Below are 25,821 nucleotides of genomic sequence, written 5' to 3' on the forward strand. Positions count from 1 at the left end.
CTTATTTGGATATTGAAAAGTGGTGTTTACAGAAACTCTCAGCATCGCAGCATGAATATTTACTACCTTTGTAACATGTTGTCACAAAAGGAAACTGTTTTGATAACCGGTTCCGGTGGTATGGTTGCTCAAGCACTTGTAGGGCAGTTGATTGAAGAATATGAAGTACGCTTCTTGTCCACACATCAACGCAATAATCAAACATTCCATTGGGATATTGATAAACATTATATAGATGAAAGAGTGTTTGACAGTGTCAGACACATTATACATCTTGCAGGTGCCAATGTAATGGCAAAAAGGTGGACTAGTGAGTATAAAGCCGAGATTTTTGCCAGTCGTGTAAAGTCTGCGGATTTGTTGTTAGAGTACCTGAGTAAAAGAAAACAAAATATTCAAACATTTATCTCTGCTTCGGCAATTGGGTTTTATGGTGATGAGACTTCTGAAAGGGTTTTTACGGAAGAGGATGTAAAAGGAGAAGGGTTTTTGAGTGATGTAGTTTTACGATGGGAACAAGCCGCAGATAATTTTGAAAAAGAGGCAATTGCATCCAGGGTTGTGAAACTAAGGACGGGGGTAGTGTTGTCTGATAAAGGCGGAGCACTTAAGAAAATGGCTGCTCCTATACGATTTGGTTTAGGAGCTGCGGCAGGTAGTGGTAAGCAATATATGCCTTGGATTCATATTGCAGACCTGTGTGCAATGTATAAATTTGCATTGGATAGTGAAAAAGTGAGTGGAGTGTATAATGCGGTAGCTCCGCAAAAGATAAACAACAAGGAGTTTTTAGGAGCTATTGCGCAAACATTGCATAAGCCATTTTGGATGCCCAATGTACCAAGTTTTTTATTTAAAATAGCTTTAGGAGAAAGTGCTGCAGTCGTGTTGAATGGTAGTCATGTGTCCTGTGAAAAAATTCAACATTCAGGTTTTGATTTTCAATATCAAACACTTTCAAACGCATTAATAAATTTATTTCAAAGATCTCCAAACTGAAGCAAGATTGTTAAATAGCATATCATTACAGACATTCCTTACTGAATTTCCAAGGTCAATAACTGCAATTGTAAGACTTTTCTATTTGTAATATTGTTTCGGGTAATTTCAGGACATAGGATGATATTTATACTGTTCGGTAAATGCTGGACGTGATTCGCATAGATTTCTTAGAGGCAATGGTGGAAGCGGTCGTTTTAGTGTGGTATGTTCGTTTTTGCCGCTTGAGTGAGGTTCTACATGGTTACTTGTGCGTTTTATTACGAAGATTATAAATTGCTGCTCCCGGTTTTAATACTTTTGTTGTTTCTCAGAGGTGTGAGGAAAGCCATGTTATTCAGTATTTTTATACGAGTTCTCGAGTTTATAATTTCGATAAGATACAATTTGACCAAACGTATAGCCATATGAACAGGATTCTAATTTTTGATAATGCCAGTAAGTCTTTTAACAAAGCATATACGCATATAGGATGGAGGTTTGACATATCTATGGCTCCGCCTCGTACTGTTTTTTGGCATCCGTTAAAAAATAATTATACATTCTTAGAAGGGATTAGAATAGAACCCAAATGGAATAGTGACATTGGGATTGCTGTTATGGATACCCTTGTACCTAAATACCCGATAGCAGTTGAAGAAGTACAACCGGAAGATTTGTTGATAACAGTATTTCCTAACCCTTCAGAGAACAATTTCTTTGTTGTAAAAAACCACAAACAGAAAAGTGAATGTGTGATATATTCAATTGAAATGAGAGAGTGTGAAAGGTTCGTTGTTGAGCCAGGTGAGACTTATGAATTGAAATCTCTTATGGCTTCGGGTTTATATTTAATCCAAGCTTTTAACAATGCAGGAGTCAAACAAACTATCAAAATAATAAAGCCATAAGTATCTTTCATAGACTTGAAAAGGTATTATTTATTTCAAATTTTACACACTTTGGTGTACATCTGCCAACAGGTAATATGTCTTCTAAATGTTGTTGAGTTAAAAAAAGTGCGTTTTTCCTTTGTTTATAATTTGTAAAGAAGTACGAAGAAAGATAGGGATGTCAGCGATGATTAAGGCTTAGTTTTGCACCACGAATAAAGACATATAAAATTGGAATTCATGAATATTCAAAATGCACTTATATCAGTGTTTTACAAAGATGGTTTAGAGGTGTTGGTAAATATACTTCGCGAAAAGAATATCGGCATCTATTCAACAGGAGGTACTGCAAAATTTATTGAAGAAAGCGGAGGAAGTGTTCACCATGTGGAAGACCTTACAGGCTTTCCTTCAATTTTTGGTGGTCGTGTAAAAACACTGCATCCTGCAGTCTTTGGAGGCATTTTGTATAGAAGAGAAAATGTAGAGGATGTTGCGCAAGCAAAAGAATTCAATATACCCGCCTTAGATTTGATTGTAGTTGATTTATATCCTTTTGAAGAGACCTTGAAATCCGGAGGCAGTCCGCAAGAAATTATCGAGAAAATTGATATTGGAGGCGTGTCACTGATTCGCGCAGCAGCAAAAAACTTTGCCTCAACCTTAGTCGTTTGTGACAAAGCAGATTATGCAAAAGCGGCTGAATTAATCGCGCAAAACAAGGTGGACATTGCTACTCGTAAAGCATTTGCAGCAAAAGCGTTTAAAGTTACTCAGGCTTATGATGAATTAATCGGTGCATATTTGGCAGGTGAGCAAGAGTATAGCTTAAGGTATGGAGAAAACCCACATCAGAAAGCTAGTTTTAGAGGCAACATGGATGAAAACTTTACGCAGATACAAGGTAAGGAAATTTCATACAATAACCTTTTGGATATTGAAGCTGCCATGGCATTAGTTGGGGATTTTGATGCAAATAATGGTGCAACATTCGCAATTATTAAACATAATAATGCTTGTGGAATTGCCACGCGCTCTAAGGTAGAGGATGCATATAGCGCAGCACTCGCAGCCGATCCGGTTTCTGCGTTTGGCGGTATTATGATTTGCAATCATCCCATTGACTTGCCTACTGCTCATCAAATTGATAAGATATTTTTTGAAATATTATTAGCTCCCGAATTCGGTGCAGGAGTAACAGAGTTGTTTGCAAAAAAGGCGAATCGTATTTTACTAAAGATTCATTCTTTTTCAATGTCAGCTATTCAAAAAAGGACGCTGTTAAATGGTCAATTAATTCAGGAACGTGATACGTTGATGGAAAAATCATCATCCTTCCGTCCGGTTACATTACTTACAGCTTCTCAATCGCAACTATCTGATTTAGAGTTTGCCCTGAAAGTTGTAAAACATACCAAGTCAAATGCGATTGTTTTGGTCAAAGACGGTCAGTTGCTGGCTTCGGGAACAGGACAAACTTCACGAGTGGATGCTTTAAATCAAGCCATTGCAAAAGCCGGACATTTTGGTTTTGACTTAAATGGGAGTGTAATGGCTTCGGATGCTTTTTTCCCTTTCCCTGACTGTGTTGAGATTGGTGCTGCAGCAGGAGTCAAAGCGATTGTACAACCCGGAGGCTCTGTTAAAGATCACCTATCAATAGATGCGGCTAATAAATTGGGTGTTGCTATGGTGTTTACAGGAAACAGACATTTTAAGCATTGAGATTGTCTTGTCTTAAAATAGGTTTACATCAAAACCTTTAAACATGGACAAGTAAAGTCATTTCAGGGCGATACATTTCTTGTATAAATTTTTCTAAAATTTATTTTGAACTACAAAGCAACTATCGCAAATTATTTTCCCTTATTTTGCACCTCTTTTCAGACGGATAAAAACAATGGGACTTTTCAGCTTTTTTACACAAGAACTTGCCATAGACTTAGGTACAGCCAATACATTAATCATTTACAAAGATCAGGTTGTGGTGGATGAGCCTTCTATTATTGCAATAGAACGCTCTACAAACGAAGTGCTTGCAGTTGGACATGAGGCAATGCAGATGCAGGGTAAGGAAAATGAAAATATCAAGACAATTAAACCTTTGAAAGATGGCGTTATCGCAGACTTTTTGGCTGCTGAACACATGATTAGAGGGATGATTAAGAAAATAAATGTGGGAAGGACTTTCTCACCGCAATTGCGTATGGTTATTTGTGTGCCGTCAGGCATCACAGAGGTTGAAAGACGTGCTGTAAAAGATTCAGCAGAACGTTCAGGAGGTAAGGAGGTGTTTATGATACATGAGCCAATGGCTGCAGCTGTTGGTATTGGAATTGACGTTACAGAGCCAATGGGTAACATGATTATTGACATAGGGGGAGGAACGTCAGAGATTGCGGTTATTGCCTTAGGAGGTATTGTGTGTGATGAATCTATTACCGTTGGAGGAAATGAATTTAACTCTGATATTGTTGATTATATGCGTAGAGAGCATAGCCTTCAAATCGGGGAACGTACTGCGGAAAGAATAAAAATTAATGTAGGATCTGCATTGGCAGAATTGGAAAACCCTCCTGCAGATTTCCCTGTACAAGGAAGAGATTTAGTGTCAGGTATTCCCAAGCAGGTTATGGTTTCTTATTCAGAGGTTGCATTAGCGCTGGATAAATCTATTACAAAGATGGAAGAAGCCGTGTTGAGAGCATTAGAGCGCACTCCACCTGAACTTGCCGCTGATATTTATCAAACAGGTCTTTATCTTACCGGTGGTGGAGCTTTGCTGAGAGGGTTAGACAAAAGAATTTCAAATATTACCAAATTGCCGGTAACTATTGCCGAAGACCCGCTTAGAGCCGTGGTTAGAGGGACAGGAATTGCACTTAGAAATATTGGTAGATTTAAGTTTTTAATGCAATAGATAAGGAGAGTATGCTATGGGTTCTGTTATACAGTTCATCAAGACCTATCTCCACCTGATTCTTTTTATAATCTTTCAGGTTTTTTCGCTTACGCTGGTTGTAAGATTTCATGCGTATCATAAAATTTTCTTTTTTAATACTTCCAATGATGTCATTGGCGTTGTGAAAACTTTCTTTAATAATGTGAACGAGTATCGCAATTTGAGAGATGTAAACCGTTCATTGGTTAATGAGAATATTTATCTCAGAGGATTCTTAAAAGAGAATTTTTATATTCAAACCAAGGATACATTTTATGTGAATGATACACTCTATAAACAATATTATGTTTATGAACCTGCAAACGTGATAGGAAATAGTGTTGACAAGGAAAACAATTTTTTGACTCTGAATAAAGGCAAACTCTCCGGCATTGAAAAGGGGATGGGAGTTTTTGGACCTGATGGTATTGTTGGGGTAGTTGAGGATGTGTCTGAGAATTTTTGTTTGGTAATGAGCGTGCTTAACTCTAAGGCTATTGTGTCGCCCAAGATTAAAGAATTAAATTTATCTCAAGGCAGATTGGTTTGGGGTAATCGCAGCCCTTATTATGCTTATTTGTCGGGCGTAAATCGATATGAGAAAGTGAAGGCAGGCCAACTTGTTGTTACAAGCCCATATTCTAAAAACTTTCCTGAAAATATTCCTATCGGAGTGGTAGAAGAAGTTAAAGAAATTGATGGTAGTTTTTTAACGGCAAAAGTGAGATTGAGCACGTCATTTAGCCAATTGCGTGAGGTATATATCGTAAAGGATTTATTTAAGGAAGAATTAGAGAAGTTTAACACTATCGTTGAGGAACAGAACTAAATGAAAGACTGGCAATTATTTTTTCTGATTTTGATTTATTGCTTTTTAGTCCAAGTATTGATTTTGGAAAATATCAATGTGGGATTTTGGTTTCACCCTTTTGTGTATTTGTTTTTCCTCTTGTATTTGCCACCTGATTTGCCTAAATGGTTGTCTGTTCTTGTTTTCTTTTTTGTCGGATTCGTTTTTGATATTTTTCTAAATTCATTTGGTATTCATGCCTCTGCATGTCTTATTTTGGGTTTGCTCAAACCTTTTATTGCTGCCGACAACCTGAGTGTTGCGCCTACGCGCGATGAGGAAAAAGGCAGTTGGTTAAATAAAGGCAAACGCAGTTTCAAGATTGTATTCTTACTTTCATTTATTTTAGTACATCATTTCTGGGTATTTTTGTTAGAGTCTATGGGGCATGATTTTTTTACGGTACTTGTGCCTACTTGGTTAGCCAGCTCCGCTATCACTTACTTGTTTTTGATTTTGTCGGAAGAGTTATTTTATAAAACGTTCAAGTTTGAGAAATGAAAAAACAAAGTGGTTATTATGCTCAGATTTTCTATGTACTTTTAGTCATAGTAGGAGTAGTCTTTCTTGCCAAAATTGCTTTTCTTCAACTCGGAGGAGATGACTATCTAAAACAAGCGCTTCGCAACAGCTCAACCGAAATTACTTTGCACCCCGTCCGAGGTACAATCTATGACCGCAACGGGAAGTTAATTGTGTATAATGACTATGTATATGACCTGGTTGTGGTTCCAATCAAAACAGAAGCGTTTGATACCTTAGAGTTATGCAGAATCTTGGAAATGGATACCGCGGAATTCAAAAAAAGGATGCTAAAAGCGCGGGACTATTCGCGAAGAAAACCTACCGTTATTGCAAAAAATCTAAGCACTCCGTCTTATTCCGTATTGCAAGAAAACCTTTTTAGATTTCCCGGATTTCTTATAGAAAATAAAACCGATAGAAAATACAAAGTCAAAGGCATGGCACATGTATTGGGTTATACGAGTGAAGTTAACCGTACAGATATTGAGAATGATCCTTATTACAAGCCGGGAGATTTTATTGGTGTTACAGGAATAGAAAAGAGTTATGAAAAGGAATTGAGGGGAAATAACGGTGTACGTGTAATGATTGTGGATAAGCACAATATTGAGAAAGGAAATTTTGCCGATGGAGTTTATGATGTCAAACCTATTCCGGGAGAAGATATTTTTACTTCCATAGATTTAGACTTACAGGAATTAGCAGAAGAGTTTTTGGCGAACAAAACCGGAAGCATTGTAGCCATTAATCCCAAAACCGGTGAAATTCTTTGTCTTGCCAATAGTCCGGCTTATGACCCCAATGAATTAACAGGTCCTGAACGGAATAAAAATTTTCATAAATTGTTGATAGACCCTAAGAAACCACTTTTTAACAGGGCTTTAAAAGCGCCTTATCCTCCCGGCTCTACCTTTAAACCAATTCAAGCATTGATTGGGTTAGCAGAAGGTGTGATAACTCCACAAACATCATTTTCGTGTTACCGCGGATACTTGTTAGGAAACCGCAAGGTGGGTTGTCATGCTCATGCCAGCCCTGTGAATTTGAAATATTCTATCCAAACTTCTTGTAACGCCTACTACTGTCATGTGTTTAGAGATATTGTGGACAATCCCAAATACAAAAACGTGTCGGAGGGGCTTGAGACTTGGCTTGATTATTTGCACACATTTGCAATCGGTTCATATACTGGAATTGATATTCCCGGAGAATCAAAAGGGATTTTGCCCAGTGTTAAACTGTATTCGAAAGTGTTCGGGAAAAATTGGCGTTCTTCCAATGTCATTTCTGTTGCAATAGGACAGGGGGAGGTAGGAGTTACCCCTTTGCAAATGGCGAATTATACAGCTATCATCGCCAATGGGGGCTATTATGTCAGACCGCATGTTGTGAAATATATTGGCAGAGATAAAAAACACGTTCCGTCAAACTTGAAACGCCACTATGTATCTGTTGATACTTCCTATTTTCCTCTCATTATTGAAGCAATGAGTTTGGTTTATCAACCCGGAGGGACTGCATTTTGGGCTTCAATTCCGGGCATTAATCTTTGCGGCAAAACCGGAACAGCACAGAACCCACATGGGAAAGATCATTCAATTTTTGTAGGCTTTGGTCCTAAGGAAGATCCGCAAATTGCAGTTGCCGTTTTGATTGAAAACGGAGGGTTTGGAGCGACATGGGCTGCGCCTATGGCTTCTCTTCTTATGGAACGATATCTCAAACAAAATAAAGAAACCGCAAAGCCCGATATGTATAAAAGGATGCTGAACCCTGTAAATCCGATAGTTCCACCTCCAAATAAGGTGGAGTAATTTAGTTATTTATTTTAGCCAATAACCACAAATCTGCTAATACAAGCCATGTCAGAGCTCTCACAATTGGGACTGCGCGTGGAACTACACAAGGGTCGTGTCGTCCTTTTGCCTGCAAAATTGTGGACTCGCCTTCAGTATTGATTGTTTGTTGAGGTTTGCCAATGGTTGCAGTTGGTTTAAAAGCAACATCAAAATTGATAGGCATGCCGTTGCTGATTCCGCCTTGCAACCCACCGGAGTTATTTGTTTTTGTTTGAAATGAGGAACCGCTTAATATCCATTCATCATTTACTTCTGAGCCTTTTTTGCTACTCATGTTAAAACCACCGCCAAATTGCAGTCCTTTTACAGCATTCAATGAAAATATAGCCTGCCCAATTTTTGCTTGAAATTTGCCAAAAACAGGTTCTCCCAATCCAATCGGACAATTAAATATTTGCGTAGCAACAATACCACCTATACTGTCTTTTTCTACAACAGCTTGTTCTATTGCTTGTTGCATGAGTAGTGCGGTTTCAGGATGGGGGCAGTACAAAGGATTTTGAATTTGTTTGAGTTGGTCTAAACTCAAGTTTTCAGGAATTTGATGTGTGAAAAGTTGTTTTACATAACTAAGCACTTCTATATGGGTATGTTTTAGTAAACATTCTGCAACTGCACCGGCTGCCACCCAAGCAGCGGTAATTCGTGCAGAAGCTCTACCTCCACCTCTGTGATCTCTATTACCATATTTGTGATGATAAGTAAAATCAGCGTGAGAAGGACGAAACACTTGTTGAAGTGCATTGTAATCTTCCGGTTTTTGATTTGTGTTAGGAATCCAAATAGTCATGGGAGCACCGGTTGATTTTTCTTCAAAAATACCGGAGAGAAATTGAAACTTATCATCCTCTTTTCTGGGACTGACTAAGCCGGAACTGCCGGGTTTCCTTTCATCTAATCGTTGTTGTATAAGCGTAACGTCAATGCTAATCCCCGCAGGGATTCCGTCAATTACTACCCCTATGCCGCTACCGTGTGATTCTCCAAAAGAGGTGATTCGAAAAATGTCTCCAAAGCTATTTGATGCCATTACAAGGGCAAATGTAGGATTTGTAAGGAATTTATTGGGTTCAAAAAAGTTTCTTTAAAAGCGTATCTTAATACAATCTGCGATGAATTAAACCGTACAGTGATAAAAAAATGAGGCTGGTAGTATATTTTCACAGCCTCATTGGTGCGGAGAGACGGGGATTCGAACCCCGGGTACCGTGAAGTACACTTGCTTTCCAGGCAAGCCCGTTCGACCGCTCCGGCATCTCTCCTTGGGAGGATAAGGGGTGCAAAATTAATCAAATACAAAGATTGGCAAAATCTATTTTGCCCTTTTAAATAGCTGTAAAGCATTTTTAGAAGTGATAGCTCCAATCTCTTCTACACTCATTCCTTTGATTGTAGCTAATGTTTCTGCTACATGTAAAATGAATGCGCTTTCATTGCGTTTCCCTCGCATAGGAACCGGTGCTAAATAAGGTGAGTCTGTTTCAAGGATGATGTTGTCTAAACTCAATTGTTGAATTACAGAATCTAATCCTGATTTTTTGTATGTGAGTACTCCTCCAATTCCTAAATAGAACCCTAAGTTAATGATTTGATTCGCTTGTTGAAAATCGCCCGTGAAACAATGGAAAACACCTGTAACACCTCGATTTTGAGGCTTTTGCAATAGTGTGATAATTTCATTGATTGAATCTCTTGCATGTATGACTATGGGCAACCCGGTTTGTTGACTCCATCTGATATGTCTTTCAAAGGATGCAGTCTGTTGGTGAAAAGTTGACTTATCCCAATAAAGATCTATACCGGTCTCGCCAATGCCAATGTATTGTTCAGTGTTGTGCAGGAGTTCGTGTTCTATCTGTTGTAAAGTTTCCTCATAATCCTCTTTTACATCGCAAGGGTGCAGTGCCAGCATGGAATAACACAAGCCTTGATATTTTTCAGACAAATCATTCATTGGTTTGATTGTGTTCAAATCAATATTAGGTAGAAAGATTTTCTCAACTCCGACAGCTTTAGCACGTGCAATCATCAAATCCCTATCCACATCAAATTCTTTCACAAAAAGATGGGAGTGGGTATCTATCAGTTTCACCATTCTATGTTTTCTTTGTTTAAAAATGAGGCAATACCGCGTTTGCAGTCATCTGTAGCACGAGCTTTTGCGTTTGTTAAGGCTGCATATTCCAGTGCCTCAGTGTAGTTTGAAGGCATGTTAAACATCATTTCTTTAATGAGGCGCATTGAATCTGCTGAGTTTTTGGTAATGAGTTTAGTTGCGAAGTCTGAGACATAAGTGTCAAGATTGTTTTTTTCAATTACTTTGGAAATCAACCCCATTTCATGAGCTTCTGCTGCATGTATTAGTCTTCCGGACAGCAATAAGTCACGGGCTTTCCCTTCTCCAATTTTTTTACTTAAAAAGACCATTACGATTGCGGGAACAAAACCGATTTTGACTTCTGTATAAGCAAAAGTGCTATCCGGCTCAGCAAAACAAAAATCACAGACTGTAGCCAATCCGCAGCCCCCTGCAATGGCAGCACCGGATACTTTTGCGATCACCACTTTCGGAAATGATAGAATGGTTTTGAATAATTCCATCAGTTTTGTGGAATCAACGTGGTTTTCTTCAAAAGAATTTTTCTGCAATTTTTGCAAGTATGCGAGGTCTGCACCGGCACAAAAAGCAGTGCCCGAGCCTTCTAATATTACGACTTTAACTTGTTTGTTGTTTATTACAGATGTAAAAGCATTGCTCAGTTCAGCAACCATTTCATCATTGAGTGCGTTGCGCTTTTCAGGTCTGTTCATAATCACACGGGCAATGCGATTGTCAATTTCTAATTGTATCAATCCTGACATAATGCGCGAAAATAAGTCATATTTGAGCTATTGAAGCAAATAATTTGTTACATTCAAGAGGTGTTTCTTGTACCAAAGTTAATGATTAATTAGGGTGTACACTAACAAACCTTTCAATATTCCGCGACATTTCAATTCTTGTAATAAAAGATTTTACAATCCTCTCGTATAATGCATCACCTAGAATTTTGTCTTCTACTCCTCCGTCTATATTGGGGTTGTCATTGACCTCAATTACATATACCTGATTGTTTACCACTTTCAAATCAACACCATATAAACCGTCTCCCATTAAGGCAGATGCTTTGAGGGCTGCATTCAGAACGTTTGAAGGGACTTGTTCAATTGGATAGCATTGAAACGCGCCCTCATGGTCTTTCTGTTTGGAGTTCCAATTTATAATTTGCCAATGATTTTTTGCCATAAAATACTTACAAGCATAGAGTGGTTGGTTGTCAAGTACGCCTATCCGCCAGTCAAAGTCGGTTGGCAAATATTCTTGAACTAATATTAAGTCTGATTTTTTGAAAAGGTTTTCAAGACTGCTTTCCAATTCATGTAAACTGTTGACTTTGGACACACCGATTGAAAACGAGCCATCAGGACTTTTGAGTATCATTGGAAAGTCAAATTCTATCAACTCTTTTTTTATTTTGCTGTATTTGTTGAGTATAGCGGTTTTGGGTGTACCCAGATTGTTATGTGAGAGTCTTTCAAATAAAAAAATCTTGTTGGAGCAACGAAGAATAGACCATGGGTCATCGATCACCACCAAGCCTTCAGCGTATGCTTTTCTGGCAAAATGATAGGTGTAGTTGTTTACATCGGTGGTCTCGCGAATAAAGAGTGCGTCAAATTCACTCAGTCTGTTGTTGTCCTCGTATGTAATAAATTCACAATATACATTACATTCTTCGGCTGCATTTTTTAGCCGTTTCAATGCGAGCTTGTTGGATGGAGGATGGGTTTCTTTAGGGTTGATTAATATCGCCAGACAGTAAGTGTAATTTTTGAGTTTTGCAATGGAGAATCTCTTTGTTTTGAAGTATTCTTTTGCAAAAGATTGTACTAACTCAAAGTCTCCGGGAGGAATCTCTTTGAGTGCCAGTGGTTTGAGTTTTTTGATTTGCCATTTATCATGAACAAAAGCAAATTGAACATGGAACAAAGGTGCCTCAAACATTTGGTATAATTTTCTTGCAAGCAGTTTGTTGCGATTATCCATTGTTTGACCAAAATATACATTGAATCCGTGCAGTAGAGCATCGCATTTTGTCAATTCTTTTTGAATAAGCTCATTCAGGTCATCGGCAACCGTACGAATCAGGTGTAAATCCTTAAAGTCCCGAAGGGTGGTTACTGTAGGAATAACGCGTTGGTCTCTTGCTGCAGCAAGTAGTGAAACATAATAACCCAAACTTTGATAGCGATAAATGTTGGAAAGGTTAAATATCCTTGCCCTTATATCCGCCACATTGCCTATATTATGAATAAAATCAGTGGTTGACATAATCTCAACATCCTCTATTTGGAGAATCCATTTTTTGGGGTTGTCAACAATAATAATATTAGTGAGTTTGTTATTGTTATGTTTGGAGATTTTGAGGATTAACTTCAAAGCATCTCTCCCTTTTGAGTAGTAGTTTGGGATTTTTTTTAGTAACTCAAATCCAAATTTTTCATAGAAAAACCAAAGTCTCTTGTTGTCGGCATCCATTTCCAGTGAAATGAGTTGTACCCCTCTAGAATGAGCAATGTTGATCACATGTGCCATCAATCTCTCGCCAATCCCCATACCTTGAAATTGTATGATTACACCAATGGAATAAAGTCGTAAACTGTTTTTATGGTAATGAAGTATGATGCTGCCAATTTGTGTAATCTTATTTTCCTTCGTTATTTCTGCAATCCATACTTCTTGAACAGGACTTTTAATACTCCAAGTGATTTGTCTTCTATTGCTTTGCTGAAATGCTGGAAATGCAGATTTTTCTATGGATTCCAGAAGGTCGATATCATTTTTGTCTGCCCTTCTAATTGAGACATTCATGCCGGGTGTATTCTTTATTGAAAGTGCAATAGTAGGGTATAATCGTGTTCGTGTTGGATGAGGTTGTGAAGTTGTTTACAAATATTTGTATAAGATGAGGGTTGATGTCAAATAACGAAAATAAAGTGAATTAAAACCAATTGAATGATGCGGTGAATGTTATACATCTATTTTTGTCCCATCATGCAAGAGCAAGTTTTTTCAATCAGTACAATCAAAGCAGAAGGATTGTTTTATGCACTTTTTATCATTGCTGCATTCTTGGGCTTTATTAGTTTATTTGCGTATGGATTGTTTGCTCTCGTTGCACTGGGGGTGGTGTTGTCAATTGCTTTCTTAATATTGCGCAAGAGGCTGGCAGGCAATTATTATATAAAAGTTAATGATCAGGGGGTTGAATTTAGAATGAGTATTTTTACCAAACCTGCATTTCTTTCTTGGGATATCGTGGACAGAGTAAATTTCCATTTGTATGAAATTAATTTTCGTTTGAGAGATAGTAACAGAATTATCAATTTCCAAACAAACTATTTAAAATCAGCAGATGTTGAAACCTTTACAGCCTTAGTAAAGGAACAGTTCAAGCGTGTGAGTGCTTGTGATGAAGTTAAAGCATAATTCAATGTCTTTGGACGACTAAGGACTTTCATTTCCAATCTTTACGATTACTTTTGCCTGAAATTTTTGATACAATGAAATACGCACAACTTGATAGTTCAATCTTTATTGAAAATAGAAAACGTTTTACAGAGAAACTCAAACCCGGCAGTATAGCCATTCTTACTTCCAACTATGAATATCTGTGGAATGGAGATGCAACACATAAGTTTAAACAAAATTCAGATTTGTTTTGGCTAACCGGCATAGATCAAGAAGACACCTATTTAGTGCTCTTTCCCGATTGCCCTGTAAGTGATTACAAGGAAGCCTTGTTTTTGGTAGAGACTAATGCTGATATTGCTACATGGAACGGACACAAATACACAGTTCAAGAGGCATTTAACACATCAGGAATAAAAAATATTTTTTGGAATACACACTTTTATGAACAGATAAGAGCCATTATCAATATGGCGGAATATATTTATTTGTCAACAAATGAAAATGATCGCTATACCTATAATTCACCGTACAAATCACTAGATTTTGCATACAGTATCCAAAAGTCATTTCCGTTACATAAGTATGAAAGAGCTGCCCCTATTTTGCAACGATTGCGCTCAATGAAGTCTGAAAAAGAGTTGGCTCTTATGCGTCATGCAGTAGAGATTCATAAAAAGGCATTGTTGCGTGTATTAAAGTTTGTGAAACCCGGAGTAGGAGAATGGGAAATCGAAGCGGAAATGATACATGAATTTCTGCGTAATAGAGGTACAGGACATTCGTTTTCGCCTATTGTAGCCAGTGGTCCTTCTGCATGTGTATTGCACTATGTTGAAAATAACAAAGTGTGTGAAGATGGGCATTTGTTGTTACTTGACACCGGTTGCGATTATGCAAATTATGCCAGTGATATGACCCGTTGTATGCCTGTTAATGGTCGTTTTTCGCCAAGACAAAAACAAGTTTATAATGCAGTACTTACAGTGATGAGACAAGCCAGAGAGATGCTTGTTCCCGGTACTATGCTCATGGAATACCAAGAAAGAGTGGGGCTTTTAATGGAAGAACAGTTAGTAAACTTAGGATTATTAACCATGAATGATATTCATAATCAGAATCCCAAAAATCCTGCATATAAAAAATATTTTATGCATGGGACCTCGCATTTTATAGGCATTGATGTACATGATGTAGGCATGCGTTATGAGCCTATGCAAGCAGGGATGACTTTTAGTTGCGAACCCGGTATTTATATCAAAGATGAAGGAATAGGGGTGAGAATTGAAAATGAAATTTTGATTGGTAAAAATCATTTTATTGACTTAATGGATGAAGCACAAATGCCTATTGATGTAGATGAAATTGAGGCATTGATGAATAGCTAATTGCCTTGTAATCAGTGAGATTGTTGAGATAAAAAAACAAACGGGACAATCCGTAATTTTCTATATATTTGCACGTTTTATAACAGATGCCCTTGCGCCTAATCCTAAATAAGTCTTTATTGTTCATTTTGTCTTTGTCTTCATTGATTATAGTCGGCTGTTCGGCAAATAATAAAATTGCAAAATCAGGTACTCCTGATGAGAAATATGAGTTAGCTAAGTTATATTATAAAAAAGGTTCTTATGAAAGAGCACTGCCTGTATTTCAGGATTTAATGGGTAAGTACAGGGAGTCCAACAAAGTAGAAGAAATATACTATTACGTTGCCTATTGCTATTATGGAATGGGAGATTATGAAATGGCTGCAAGTCATTTTTACAACTTTACTGAATCGTTTTACAACAGCAAGAAAACAGAAGAATGTTTCTATATGTATTGCTTATGCCAATTCTATGCTTCTGACCCGCCTTATTTAGATCAGGATCTTACCAAGAGAGCCATAGACAATTTTCAACTCTTTTTGAATTTGTTTCCCGGAAGTTCTTACCAAACACAAGTAAATACACACATAGACGAATTGCGTAGGAAATTGAAAGTCAAAGCATATAATAATGCAATGATTTACTATCAAATGGATGATTTCAAAGCAGCGATTGTAGCTTTGACCGTATGCTTAGAAACCTATCCGGATATTGAAGAAAAAGAGGAAATAGAGTTCCTTATCTTTAAAAGTGCATATAAATATGCAACACTGAGTGTGAGGGATAAACAAGTTGAACGTTTTAATGAAGCCTTAAAATACTATCAAGAATATGTTGATGACTATCCTGCGGGTAGTGGCGTATATTCTAAAGAAGCAAGCCAATTGCAAAAGAAAATAATTGAAAATATTAATAATTTAAATAAAACAAAATGAGCTTATCAGAAATTCAAAAAAGATCAAGAGAGAATGCAGAAGCATGGGATACTCGTGTACTTGACAAAGACACAGGGAATATCTACAAAACTCTCGCTATCGTTTCTAAAAGATCAAACCAATTAACTGTTCAAATTAAAGAAGAGTTAACAAAGAAGTTGGAAGATTTTGCATCTGACCATGATAACTTGGAAGAGATTTTTGAAAACAGAGAACAAATCGAAATCTCTACGTATTATGAAAAATTACCTAAGCCAACATTAATGGCATTAGAAGAATTTGTAGAAGATAAAATCTACTACAGAGAGCCGGAAAATAACCCTGATGCACACTAAAGGGAAACGCATATTAATTGGAGTTACATCAAGTATAGCCGCCTATAAAGCGGCTTTTCTCGTTAGGGAACTTGTTAAATCAGGGGCAGAAATCCAAGTTATTATGACAAAAGATGCAACTGCTTTCGTTACACCACTTACTTTGTCAACGCTTTCCAAGCGTCCTGTACTAATTGAGTTTATTGATAGCAGTACTGGCAAATGGACTAATCATGTCGAATTAGCTCTTTGGGCAGATTTAATGCTGATTGCACCGACAACAGCCAATACGCTTGCAAAAATGGCTTCAGGTATATGCGACAATTTGTTAATGGCAATATATCTTTCAGCAAAATGTCCTGTGTTCTTTGCACCCGCAATGGATTTGGATATGTATGCCCATCCAACTACCAAGTCGAATATAAAAACAATTGTTGACAATGGTGGATTTTTTATACCTGCCGGTTCGGGTGAGTTGGCAAGTGGACTCTATGGAGAAGGGCGAATGGCTGAGGTTGAGGTTATTTTAGAAACTATCAATCGTTTTTTTTTACCAAGACTTAAAGGTAAGCAAGTGTTAATTACAGCCGGTCCTACTTATGAGAAAATTGACCCTGTAAGGTTTATTGGGAATTTTTCAACTGGAAAAATGGGTTTTTCCTTAGCTCAAGCCTTTGCAGAACAAGGTGCTACTGTTCAGCTTGTTTCAGGAGTAACTCAGCAAGAAGCAAATCATCCGCTTATAAAAGTGCATCCCGTTGTTTCAGCTGATGAAATGTATCAACAGTGTATGAAGTTTTTTGATAAATCGGATTTTGTCGTGATGTCTGCTGCAGTTGCTGATTTTAAACCCCAATCAGTCGCTAAAAGCAAAATTAAAAAAGAGGTGAGTAAAATGGAGTCAATTGCGCTTGAACCTAATATAGATATTTTGTTTGAAATGGGTAAGAAGAAAAAACATCAAACCTTAGTGGGCTTTGCATTAGAAGATAGCCATGAGATACAAAACGCTCAGAGGAAAGTCGAGAAAAAGAATCTTGATTTTATTGTACTCAACTCCATGAATGATAAAGGAGCAGGCTTTGGTTCAGATACCAATAAGGTAACGCTTATAGATAAAAAGTTTCAAGCAATAGAATTACCTTTGGCAAGTAAGATTGAAATTGCAAAACAACTCGTTGAACTAATTACTAAATGAAGCAATTTGTTATAAAAATAGTGCTTTTGACGGCTTTAAGCCTCTCTTTCGCTTTGCATGCGCAGGATATGAATTTTAATGTGAATGTGATTTCTAATCAAGTGCAACTCTCAGACAAAAGCATTTTTACGAGTTTGCAAAATTCGGTCATTCAGTTTATGAATGGACGTAAATGGAGCAAAGACCGTTTCTTGCAGCAAGAGCGTATCATGGTCAATATGATTATAGAAGTTACAGCGTATGACCCAAGTTCTAATGCTATCATGGCAAATTTTCAATTTCAGAGTTTACGCCCTGTATATAAATCAGGCTATACTACCATGATGACCAATTTTAGAGAAGAAGGTATTTCTTTTGAGTACCAAGCGTTTCAGTCAATGGACTTTCAAGAAAATAACAATGTATATAATTTAACGGGGGTCTTGGCATTTTATGCGTATGTAATCATGGGTATTGACTATGACAGCTACGGAGAGTTAGCCGGAACTCAATATTATCAACAAGCTAAAAGTATTTTAGATGCATCGCAGAATTTCCAAGGATGGCGACCCAATGATGGGCAACGTGATAAAAACCGCTTTTACTTGTTGGACAATCTGCTCAGTGACCGTTTTAAACCTTTGAGAAGCACAATTTATCAATACCATAGAAAAGGTTTGGATATTATGTATAAGGATGTGGTAGAGGGTAGGAAAGTGATTGAAGAATCTCTCAAAAATATTCAAGAATTGTGTAGAACACAACCAAATTCAATGATGGTGCGTAATTTCTTTTTGGTAAAACACAACGAAATAATCGAAATATACAAAGAAGCAACTGTGGCTGAGAAAAACAGAATCATAGAAATGCTCAAAAAGATGGATGTTGCCAATGCCGGAGAGTATGACAAAATAAGGCAGTCATGACCAATTCCGCAGACTTAGATTCCATACATTATTTTAATTCGGTTCCTGATATAATTTCTTTTATCAAGGAATACCAAGCCTCTCAGATTATTTTTCTATGTGATTTCAATACCCGTATTCATTGCTTCGAACCTTATTTTACATCTTTGGGATTCTCTCTTATTGGAATTCCGGATGGGGATATGCATAAGAATATGGAGAATGTCGCTTATATCTGTGAAAAACTGCTGATGATGCAAGCAGACAGAGACACCTTGCTGGTAAATTTGGGAGGAGGAATGATTTGTGACATAGGCGGATTTGTGGCTTCAGTTTTCAAACGCGGAATTCGTTTTGTGAATATTCCGACCACCACTTTGGCTATGGCGGATGCGGCTTTTGGAGGAAAAACCGCGGTTAATCTCGGACAAGTCAAGAATGCAATAGGGACATTTAAAGCTGCTGAGTCAGTGTGTATCTGCCCTGATTTTATTAAGACTTTGCCTAAAAGAGAACAAAAATCCGGCTTTGCGGAGTTGGTTAAAATGGCGCTCTTGTTTGACGCAGGGGAATGGAATCTGCTTTCTCAATTTTCAAAAATTCCTGCACCCGGAAGTCCGGAACTCACGGAGGCTATTCGCTTTGCATTGCAAGCAAAGAAGAAAGTTGTGATGCAAGATCTTTATGAAAAAGATTTGCGCAAATCGCTCAACTACGGGCACAGCATTGGACATGCCATTGAAGCGGTGTATAATCAGTCCGGAGAAAAAATGCTGCACGGAGAAGCTGTTTTCTGGGGAATGCAACTTGAGAATCTGATTGGAGTTCGTGTTGGAATTATGGAAGAAACAGAAAGACAGAAGATAGCTGCGGTGTTGAATGTCTTTCATCCCTTGCCGGAGAGTTTGCAGGAAGTGGATGCTATCATGGAAAGCCTGCTAAACGATAAGAAAAATAAATCGGGTAAAATTTTAATGACTTTACTTGAAAAACCGGGTAAATTTATTCTCAATGCGGAAGTAAGCCCCGAAACAGTATTTGAGGTTCTTACTAATTTCAACCGATTATGAAGTCTTGCAGCCTGAAATATAAAAGCATAGGCGAAGCAGAAGTTGAGATAGAAGCACCGTCCTCAAAGAGTATTCACAATCGCTTGCTGATTCTCAAAAAACTATACTTCCCCAATCTGAACTTGCTGAACGAATCCATGGCAGGAGACAGTGTTCTATTAAAGGAAATTATTCAACAACCTTTTACCCACACAACTCTTGATGCGCTGGATGCCGGCACCTGCTTCAGGTTTATGACCGCGTTATTGTCGGTAACAACTTCACATTGTGTTTTGACAGGAACTAAGCGTATGAAAGAAAGACCTGTCAAAGGATTGGTGGATATGCTCAGACAAGCCGGTGCGGATATTACCTATACCGAAAAAGAAGGATTTCCGCCTTTGAAAATAAAGGGAAAAGCATTGGAAGGCGGTGTTGTTATTCATTCTGAATCAAATGTGAGCAGCCAGTTTTTTTCAGCTATGGCAATGGTTGCACCTTCATTCAGCAAAGGCTTAACCCTGATATTGCCCGATAATCTCGGCTCTAAGCCTTATTGGCAAATGACTCTTGACTGCATGTGTCAGTTGGGTATTCCTTATGAAAAGCAAACCGATACCCGATATTATTTTCCGCACTTTCAGCCGGTGAATGAACACAAGGAATTCAAGATAGAACAGGATTGGAGCGGAGCGTCTTATTTTGTGCTGCTCCCTTTGTTAATACAAGATTTGACCATAATTCTAAAAGGTTTTTCTCTTAACAGCATTCAAGGAGATGCCGCATTTCTTAAAAAGATTGCACCCCAACTCGCACTTAAACTGACCGAAACACGTGAAGGGGTTTGTATAACTAAACTTCGGCAAAACACAGCATTGCCCGAGCGCATTGATTTTAAATCTGCTCCCGATTTAAGTCTGAATTTTATTGTGATGATGGCTTTGCTCAGACATGATATTGTCTTCACCGGGCTGGAATCTCTGGCTGTCAAGGAAAGCGACCGAACCCTTGCCATTCAACAGGAATTGCAAAAAGTTGGAGTGCAGTTTTTCAACCAAGAAAATGCTTGGCATCTCAAGACTCAAGGATTCTCTCTTTCATCTACGATTGAATTCAGTACTTATAAAGATCACCGGGTTGCAATGGCTTTGAGTTATTTCGGACTATTTACTCAAGCAATTATTCACGAGCCGGAATCCGTATCTAAATCCTTTCCCGATTTCTGGAATCAGCTTTCAAAAACAGGAATTTTTTGCAATATATAGGACTTTTTGTCCTTTTTTGATGCGGGTTTCAGCCGTTTTGTCTCTCTTTTTGAAATGGAATGAATTTCGATTGTTAGCTATCAAATAAAACATTATAATACTATGGCACTCATTAAATTTAACAACCCCGATTTATTCCCATCTTTCAATTCTGTATGGGATGATTTCTTCAGTAACGACTTCTTTAACAAAGGAGTAAAATTAGGAACCACAATTCCCGCTGTTAACGTAAAAGAAACAGACAAGGATTATCAGCTTGAAGTAGCTATTCCCGGTCTTAAGAAAGATGACTTTAAGGTTCATGTAGAAAACGGAATCTTGAATATCTCTTCCGAGAGCAAGCAGGAAAAAGAAGAGAAGGACGGTGAAAAAGTTACTCGCAGAGAGTTTAGCTATTCTTCATTCAGCAGAAGTTTCTCCTTGCCTGAAAACGCAGACGAAAACAATGTTAATGCTGCCTACAATGACGGAATTCTGAAAATTGATATTCAGAAAAAAGTTCTTGCTCCTGCAAATGGCAAACGTACCATCGAAATCAAGTAATTAGTTTTTTCATATTAGTTTAGTTTTAAAGTTAAAGGGGTTCGGAGTTTCTGAGCCCTTTTTCTTGAAAACTAAAAACCCGCTTCCTGTTTTGAGAGTGGAGAGTTGATAGTTAAAAGTGGAAAATGGAGAGCTGAAAGTGTTGAAGTGGAAAGCCCGACAGAAGGAACCTGCCCGACCTTCGGGCAGGCGAATAGATTTGTGATAATAATATTACATTTTTTCAGATTCATTCATCGTTAATTTCTTTACTCCTTTTTTTAATACTTAACCTACCTCAGCACCCTCACATATTGGTTATATACGGAATTTCCTGTCATTACTCTGACAATATAGATACCCTCTGCCAATTCTTGTGTAGAGATTTCCCAATGTCCCGAGTTGAGAGAACCTTTTGCCAGCTTCTTACCCTGAACATCATACAGTTCAACGGACTTAATAGTATTTTTCTCCGGATCATCAATGCCTGTCGGGTTGAGTTTATCCTGAGCCGTTTCTATAACTAAGATGTCATTAACAGGGTTGGGGTAGAGAATAAAAGCCGTTTGTGGTTGCGGTTTTGGATTCCCGTCTTCGGGCATTGTGCGCGAGAGGGGTATATACCATATTGTGTTTTCCGGATCCTCATAACACTGACTATTTACATTGGCGAGGATGTCGCCATGTAATTTTATAGTGGTCAAATGCGGTGGTGGTGCACCGCTGTAGTTCCCGATACTGAAATAATCTGCACCTCCGGAAATAATATCTGAGCCGGGAGGCGAAGGATACCAATAGTTATCGGTAGCATCAATATTTGCCGTAATGTTGTCCGGGATAGTTCCCGTAACAAAGTGATAGGGCGGGCTGCCTCCTGTGGACGGTTCCCCTATGAAGTTATTGTATCCGTCTTCCAGATACAGCAGGGCTGTATTCAGCCGGATGGAGTTGCCATTTACCCAGAATGAATTGTTGCCTCCGTAATAGTAGGGTGCAGTACCCGAAGCTGTGCTTGTACTTAAGTTTATTTCCGTATTCACTCCGGCTTCGATTCCAACCGCGTTTGAATACAGTTTAGTACAAGCAAGAACAAGTGTTCCTCCGTCATCTTGCTCTGCGTTAAAGGAAATTCCGGTACCACTGTTAGCATTCAAAATAATGGTTTCTTCAATGTACAAAAGTCCATTACCTGCCTGAGCCACAGCAGTTGCATTGAATCCGAACATTGAGTTTGTGATTTCCGACTCAGCAGCCGGTGATTGAATCAGCACTCCCTGATTGTTATAATAAAAACTACAGTTGTCAAGAATGAGGCTGCTTTGATCGGATACTATTCCTGCGTAAGAATTATTTTTAAACAAGATGTCTAAAAATTCCATTCTGTCTGAATATACATTGATAACCTGAATCCCTGTTGCCAATTCTCTGAAATCGGTATTGAGGAACGAATAGTTGGATTGCCCGCACAGCACAAGTCCTGCACCGCCCCCTCGGGTGCGCACATTTTCGTAGGCAATGTCTGAACCACATTTCAGACTGCTTCCTTGCGACACCACAATGAGTCCGTCTGTAACAGCCACAGAGGCAACATAATTGCCCGGATTGGAGGCGGGGTGTGGTATCTGAAGCTCTCCGCCCTCTACTTTGAGCAAAAGGTTGTTTTTGCCCGAGCCGGTCAATTGGATTGAGGAGGTATTACCCTCGGCTACAATCTGATTGCCGGTAAAGCCGGAGGGTCTTATGAAATGAACATATCCTACATGAGAGGCGCTGCCCTTTTGGGGATTGAAAACGGCTCCGTTTTGAAGCCTTAGTTTCCCGAGAATCTCAATCTTAGCATCTTCTCCTTCCAAAAGAATGATTGCCCCCTGATGAATAACTAACTCTGCTCCTTCTTCGATTACAAGCTTGGAACCATTGTTAATCCTGAGAGTTCCTCCTGTTTCTATGGTAAGGATACTCTCATCTGTCATATAGACAATACCTTTATTATTATTTGCTCCATTGTTATCTCCGATGATAAAGTTGCCACCATTATCCACCACTACGTTGTTGTTACAACCACGTTTGACAACAGACATTGTGCTACCCTGTTCAGGCACATAGACGGTGCTACCAGAACCATCTCCTGTAGCATAGTTTCCGTTGATTTGTACCACAGCCCCAGAACCAATATACACACCCGGCAATCTGTCTTTGAGTGGTTCTCCAAAATTATATGTACCTGCAAAAGGATATGCCATTCCAATATCGTTTTTGGCTAACTCACCCACTAACCATGCTATATTTGCAGGGCTTATATAGACATGCTTCTGGTTATTGTCAGGAGCATAATAGGCTTGGAAAGGGAATTTGTCAGGATAGGGTCTGTCAAAATTAGGCAAGTTCCCCTTTATATCATAAAAATAGTCTGAAGTGTTGATATCCAAAGAACTGATGGTAGGGATGAAACATTCTTTGTCATTATAGGTCTTGATTTTGCCGAGATAAAATACCTTATAAATAAGTTGATATCCAGCCTGACTTTTTATATCTTCTCTATATCCACCCGGCACATGGTCGGTAGAGACACAGTTACTCGGTTTTAGTTTTGTTCGGCTGTACCAGTTAATTCCAATAATACCAATAAAGCTTTTAATAACACCATTAAAGATAATTCTATCCCAATATCCACTCCCAAAGTCGATCTCCTTTCCGCAAAGTGCATAAATATCAACATCTACCCCGTAATTAACTACCCAACCACGATGATGCCAACTAAGTAATCTGTCGCCCGGATTAAAGCCCATGTCTTGCCCTATACGGCTCCCATTAGCAATAGCAATATTTCTGCAAAGTGTTGGATAGTTCCCCACATCATTAAGTCTTTGCATAAACTCCGTACGTAAATTATCAGCACTACCATTCTCCCTATCACAATGATTGAGCAGAAGCTGACGAGTTGCAGGTCTCTGTAGTTTATTTTTGTAATTGTGTTTTGCTTCCGATTGTAATCCTTTAAAAAACTTTGCAAGATGCTGAAACCCCAAAGGGACATTTGCCCCTTTATGTGGAGAATCAAAGGAGACATAAGTTCTTACGCAGTGAGGCATATTATTATGTTCCATATAGCTTAGCGCATATTTGGCTACCTGCCCTCCCATACTCACACCAGCCACTAGAATTTCTTCATTACTGCATTTCCACTGGTTTATGTGCTGAATGAGTTTGACAAGTACCATTGCATTATCTTCCATATATGTAGCTCCGTCTTCAAAATCCAAGTAAATAATATCATATCCAGCAGCTTCTAATGTAGCTATCAGAAGAGGACCATTCTCAAATTCGGGATATTTTTCGACATTTTTTTCTCCGTTTAGAATATCAACCAAACCTATTTCTCCGCATTTTCCATTACGACAGCCTGTTGGATGTTCTTTTGTACCAAAGTCTATTCCTTCCACTATAATCAGGGGCTTTGTTAGGCAGGTATGCTTTGTCCCATATTTGTCTTTACCAAATTTAATAGGCGCGTATCCTTTAGCAGGAGTGTCTCCTACAATGGCTCTGTCTGCAACAATAGTAGTAATTTCTGCATCATATTCGTCTGCACGTATAACTCCAATATTAAATTTGGAATTGAGTATAAATCCCTGGTAAACATATATTCTTAGATTGATTTCAAAATCTTGTTTTTCCCCTATTTCAGCTATTTCTCCTATACCCATTATCAATATTTCCGAATTAAAATCCATTTGTTGCCACTCTCCTCCGTTGATACTTATTTCCATGTGATCAATACCGTCAACTCTATTAGTAAAAAAAAGTTCAGAAGGAAAAATCAGTTTTAAAGTATCAGAAAAGGCATAAGTATCATCTATGGGTGAGGCTATAGAAAATAAAGAGTCCGTAAGAAAGGGATTGGCTATTCCCGTAGTAAAGACTTGCCCACCAGAGGTATCTACCCATCCGCTGTCAAATGCTTCCGGATGAAGATGGTTGTAGTCAAACCACAGTCCCATGAGCGGTATATAGCCATTGTCAATATAGGAACCCGCAAGGGAATACACGTTTTCTATTGGAACTATACTGGTGTCTTTGTCAACTTGTGCATTATAACTGTTGTAATACAACTGATACCATCCAGAAGAAAAAGAAAGGCTGTCAGTTGCCAATCCTCGATACCAAAAGAGGGAGGAGTCCATTAACCCCTTATCCATTAACAAACCTGTGGTGATAAAATGTGATGTGTCCAAAGGGGCATACATCCATTCAAGCATTTCTTTAAGACCAGAAGTACTGTCAGGTGGTGTCTGCGCCTTTGCGCTGTAAGAGCCTACTAATAGCAGGCAAATTGCTAAAATGTGTCTTAATTTTTTCATATCTTTTGTTTTTTAGTTGGTTAAAATTCGATTAAATAAAAGGCGGTATCGGGGGGGGAAGGAGTATTTATATTAAGAGTATCTTTATAAATCAAATTGCCATATATTGTACTTGTACCCATACCGTCATATACACTATAATAAAATAGTGTCTCTTTATTAGGCTCTTTATGAAAAGTAATAGAAGTATCAACCCCTCGCCTAAATTGAGAATATTCAATACTCATAAAAGCCCCCCCCTTATTCCCTTTAATATGTAAAGTCAAATATCCATAAGGCATAAGAGTAACATTCATCGTGCTTTTGCCTTTGCTGTTAAAGGTAATACGCGGGAAGCTGGATTTTTCAAAATACTTCTGGTTTTC

Annotated in this window: 22 protein-coding genes and 1 tRNA gene; 16 read left to right on the forward strand and 7 right to left on the reverse strand. The window is 38.3% G+C overall.

Annotated elements, in window-relative coordinates; genetic code table 11:
• Nucleotides 1–75: 75 nt before the first annotated feature.
• The 7 genes from M0R38_09090 to mrdA all read left to right on the forward strand — a co-directional run bounded on the left by M0R38_09090 (nt 76) and on the right by mrdA (nt 8,001).
• Nucleotides 76–999 carry a TIGR01777 family oxidoreductase gene (locus tag M0R38_09090; GenBank protein ID MCK9481897.1) on the forward strand — a complete coding sequence of 308 codons (924 nt, stop codon included), beginning with the start codon at nt 76–78 and terminating at the stop codon, nt 997–999.
• 407 nt (nt 1,000–1,406) lie between these two features.
• On the forward strand, nt 1,407–1,889 hold the full coding sequence (locus M0R38_09095) for a T9SS type A sorting domain-containing protein (GenBank protein ID MCK9481898.1): 483 nt from the start codon (nt 1,407–1,409) through the stop codon (nt 1,887–1,889).
• A 222-nt stretch (nt 1,890–2,111) separates the two neighbouring features.
• The gene (gene purH / locus M0R38_09100; protein ID MCK9481899.1) at nt 2,112–3,596 is read left to right on the forward strand and encodes a bifunctional phosphoribosylaminoimidazolecarboxamide formyltransferase/IMP cyclohydrolase; all 1,485 of its coding nucleotides are present in this window, start codon (nt 2,112–2,114) and stop codon (nt 3,594–3,596) included.
• A gap of 175 nt (nt 3,597–3,771) precedes the next feature.
• Nucleotides 3,772–4,791, forward strand: a complete 1,020-nt coding sequence (locus tag M0R38_09105) for a rod shape-determining protein (protein MCK9481900.1) — start codon at nt 3,772–3,774, stop codon at nt 4,789–4,791.
• A 16-nt stretch (nt 4,792–4,807) separates the two neighbouring features.
• A complete protein-coding gene (locus M0R38_09110; GenBank protein MCK9481901.1) occupies nt 4,808–5,641 on the forward strand; it encodes a rod shape-determining protein MreC in 834 nt (277 codons plus the stop codon).
• Nucleotides 5,642–6,163: a rod shape-determining protein MreD gene (gene mreD, locus M0R38_09115; GenBank protein MCK9481902.1), complete on the forward strand. Its 522-nt coding sequence runs from the start codon at nt 5,642–5,644 to the stop codon at nt 6,161–6,163.
• Nucleotides 6,160–8,001, forward strand: coding sequence for a penicillin-binding protein 2 (gene mrdA, locus M0R38_09120; GenBank protein ID MCK9481903.1), 1,842 nt, complete (start codon nt 6,160–6,162; stop codon nt 7,999–8,001). The genes mreD and mrdA overlap by 4 nt, the downstream gene beginning before the upstream one ends.
• 1 nt (nt 8,002) lies before the next feature.
• Here mrdA and aroC read toward each other — a convergent pair whose 3' ends face one another.
• The 5 genes from aroC to M0R38_09145 form a co-directional block, all read right to left on the reverse strand.
• A complete protein-coding gene (gene aroC / locus M0R38_09125; GenBank protein MCK9481904.1) occupies nt 8,003–9,076 on the reverse strand; it encodes a chorismate synthase in 1,074 nt (357 codons plus the stop codon).
• 147 nt (nt 9,077–9,223) lie between these two features.
• Nucleotides 9,224–9,308, reverse strand: a tRNA-Ser gene (locus tag M0R38_09130).
• A 50-nt stretch (nt 9,309–9,358) separates the two neighbouring features.
• A complete protein-coding gene (locus M0R38_09135) occupies nt 9,359–10,141 on the reverse strand; it encodes a TatD family hydrolase (protein ID MCK9481905.1) in 783 nt (260 codons plus the stop codon).
• Complete coding sequence (locus tag M0R38_09140; GenBank protein MCK9481906.1) at nt 10,135–10,908, reverse strand: enoyl-CoA hydratase/isomerase family protein; 774 nt, start codon at nt 10,906–10,908, stop codon at nt 10,135–10,137. Before M0R38_09140 ends, M0R38_09135 begins: the two co-directional genes overlap by 7 nt.
• A gap of 85 nt (nt 10,909–10,993) precedes the next feature.
• The gene (locus M0R38_09145; GenBank protein ID MCK9481907.1) at nt 10,994–12,958 is read right to left on the reverse strand and encodes a GNAT family N-acetyltransferase; all 1,965 of its coding nucleotides are present in this window, start codon (nt 12,956–12,958) and stop codon (nt 10,994–10,996) included.
• Between the two features lie 183 nt (nt 12,959–13,141).
• Between M0R38_09145 and M0R38_09150 the strand changes: the two genes are divergently transcribed.
• From M0R38_09150 to M0R38_09190, 9 genes are all read left to right on the forward strand, one after another.
• The gene (locus tag M0R38_09150) at nt 13,142–13,576 is read left to right on the forward strand and encodes a hypothetical protein (GenBank protein MCK9481908.1); all 435 of its coding nucleotides are present in this window, start codon (nt 13,142–13,144) and stop codon (nt 13,574–13,576) included.
• 74 nt (nt 13,577–13,650) lie between these two features.
• Complete coding sequence (locus M0R38_09155; protein ID MCK9481909.1) at nt 13,651–14,946, forward strand: Xaa-Pro aminopeptidase; 1,296 nt, start codon at nt 13,651–13,653, stop codon at nt 14,944–14,946.
• A gap of 134 nt (nt 14,947–15,080) precedes the next feature.
• Complete coding sequence (gene bamD / locus M0R38_09160) at nt 15,081–15,863, forward strand: outer membrane protein assembly factor BamD (GenBank protein ID MCK9481910.1); 783 nt, start codon at nt 15,081–15,083, stop codon at nt 15,861–15,863.
• A complete protein-coding gene (locus M0R38_09165; GenBank protein ID MCK9481911.1) occupies nt 15,860–16,198 on the forward strand; it encodes a DNA-directed RNA polymerase subunit omega in 339 nt (112 codons plus the stop codon). Before bamD ends, M0R38_09165 begins: the two co-directional genes overlap by 4 nt.
• Nucleotides 16,188–17,375 (forward strand): bifunctional phosphopantothenoylcysteine decarboxylase/phosphopantothenate--cysteine ligase CoaBC, encoded by a 1,188-nt coding sequence (gene coaBC, locus M0R38_09170; protein ID MCK9481912.1) that lies wholly within the window; start codon nt 16,188–16,190, stop codon nt 17,373–17,375. The genes M0R38_09165 and coaBC overlap by 11 nt, the downstream gene beginning before the upstream one ends.
• Nucleotides 17,372–18,280, forward strand: coding sequence for a DUF4835 family protein (locus M0R38_09175; GenBank protein ID MCK9481913.1), 909 nt, complete (start codon nt 17,372–17,374; stop codon nt 18,278–18,280). Before coaBC ends, M0R38_09175 begins: the two co-directional genes overlap by 4 nt.
• The gene (locus M0R38_09180) at nt 18,277–19,329 is read left to right on the forward strand and encodes a 3-dehydroquinate synthase (protein MCK9481914.1); all 1,053 of its coding nucleotides are present in this window, start codon (nt 18,277–18,279) and stop codon (nt 19,327–19,329) included. The genes M0R38_09175 and M0R38_09180 overlap by 4 nt, the downstream gene beginning before the upstream one ends.
• Nucleotides 19,326–20,573 carry a 3-phosphoshikimate 1-carboxyvinyltransferase gene (locus M0R38_09185; GenBank protein ID MCK9481915.1) on the forward strand — a complete coding sequence of 416 codons (1,248 nt, stop codon included), beginning with the start codon at nt 19,326–19,328 and terminating at the stop codon, nt 20,571–20,573. The genes M0R38_09180 and M0R38_09185 overlap by 4 nt, the downstream gene beginning before the upstream one ends.
• A 102-nt stretch (nt 20,574–20,675) precedes the next feature.
• Nucleotides 20,676–21,116, forward strand: a complete 441-nt coding sequence (locus M0R38_09190; GenBank protein MCK9481916.1) for an Hsp20/alpha crystallin family protein — start codon at nt 20,676–20,678, stop codon at nt 21,114–21,116.
• A gap of 272 nt (nt 21,117–21,388) precedes the next feature.
• On the opposite strand, the gene M0R38_09195 is transcribed toward M0R38_09190, so the two are convergent.
• Nucleotides 21,389–25,456 carry a T9SS type A sorting domain-containing protein gene (locus tag M0R38_09195; GenBank protein MCK9481917.1) on the reverse strand — a complete coding sequence of 1,356 codons (4,068 nt, stop codon included), beginning with the start codon at nt 25,454–25,456 and terminating at the stop codon, nt 21,389–21,391.
• A gap of 20 nt (nt 25,457–25,476) precedes the next feature.
• Nucleotides 25,477–25,821 (reverse strand): hypothetical protein (locus M0R38_09200; protein MCK9481918.1); only part of this gene is annotated, 345 nt, incomplete at its 5' end.

The sequence above is a fragment of the Bacteroidia bacterium genome, assembly GCA_023228875.1.
GTDB lineage: Bacteria > Bacteroidota > Bacteroidia > NS11-12g > UBA955 > JALOAG01.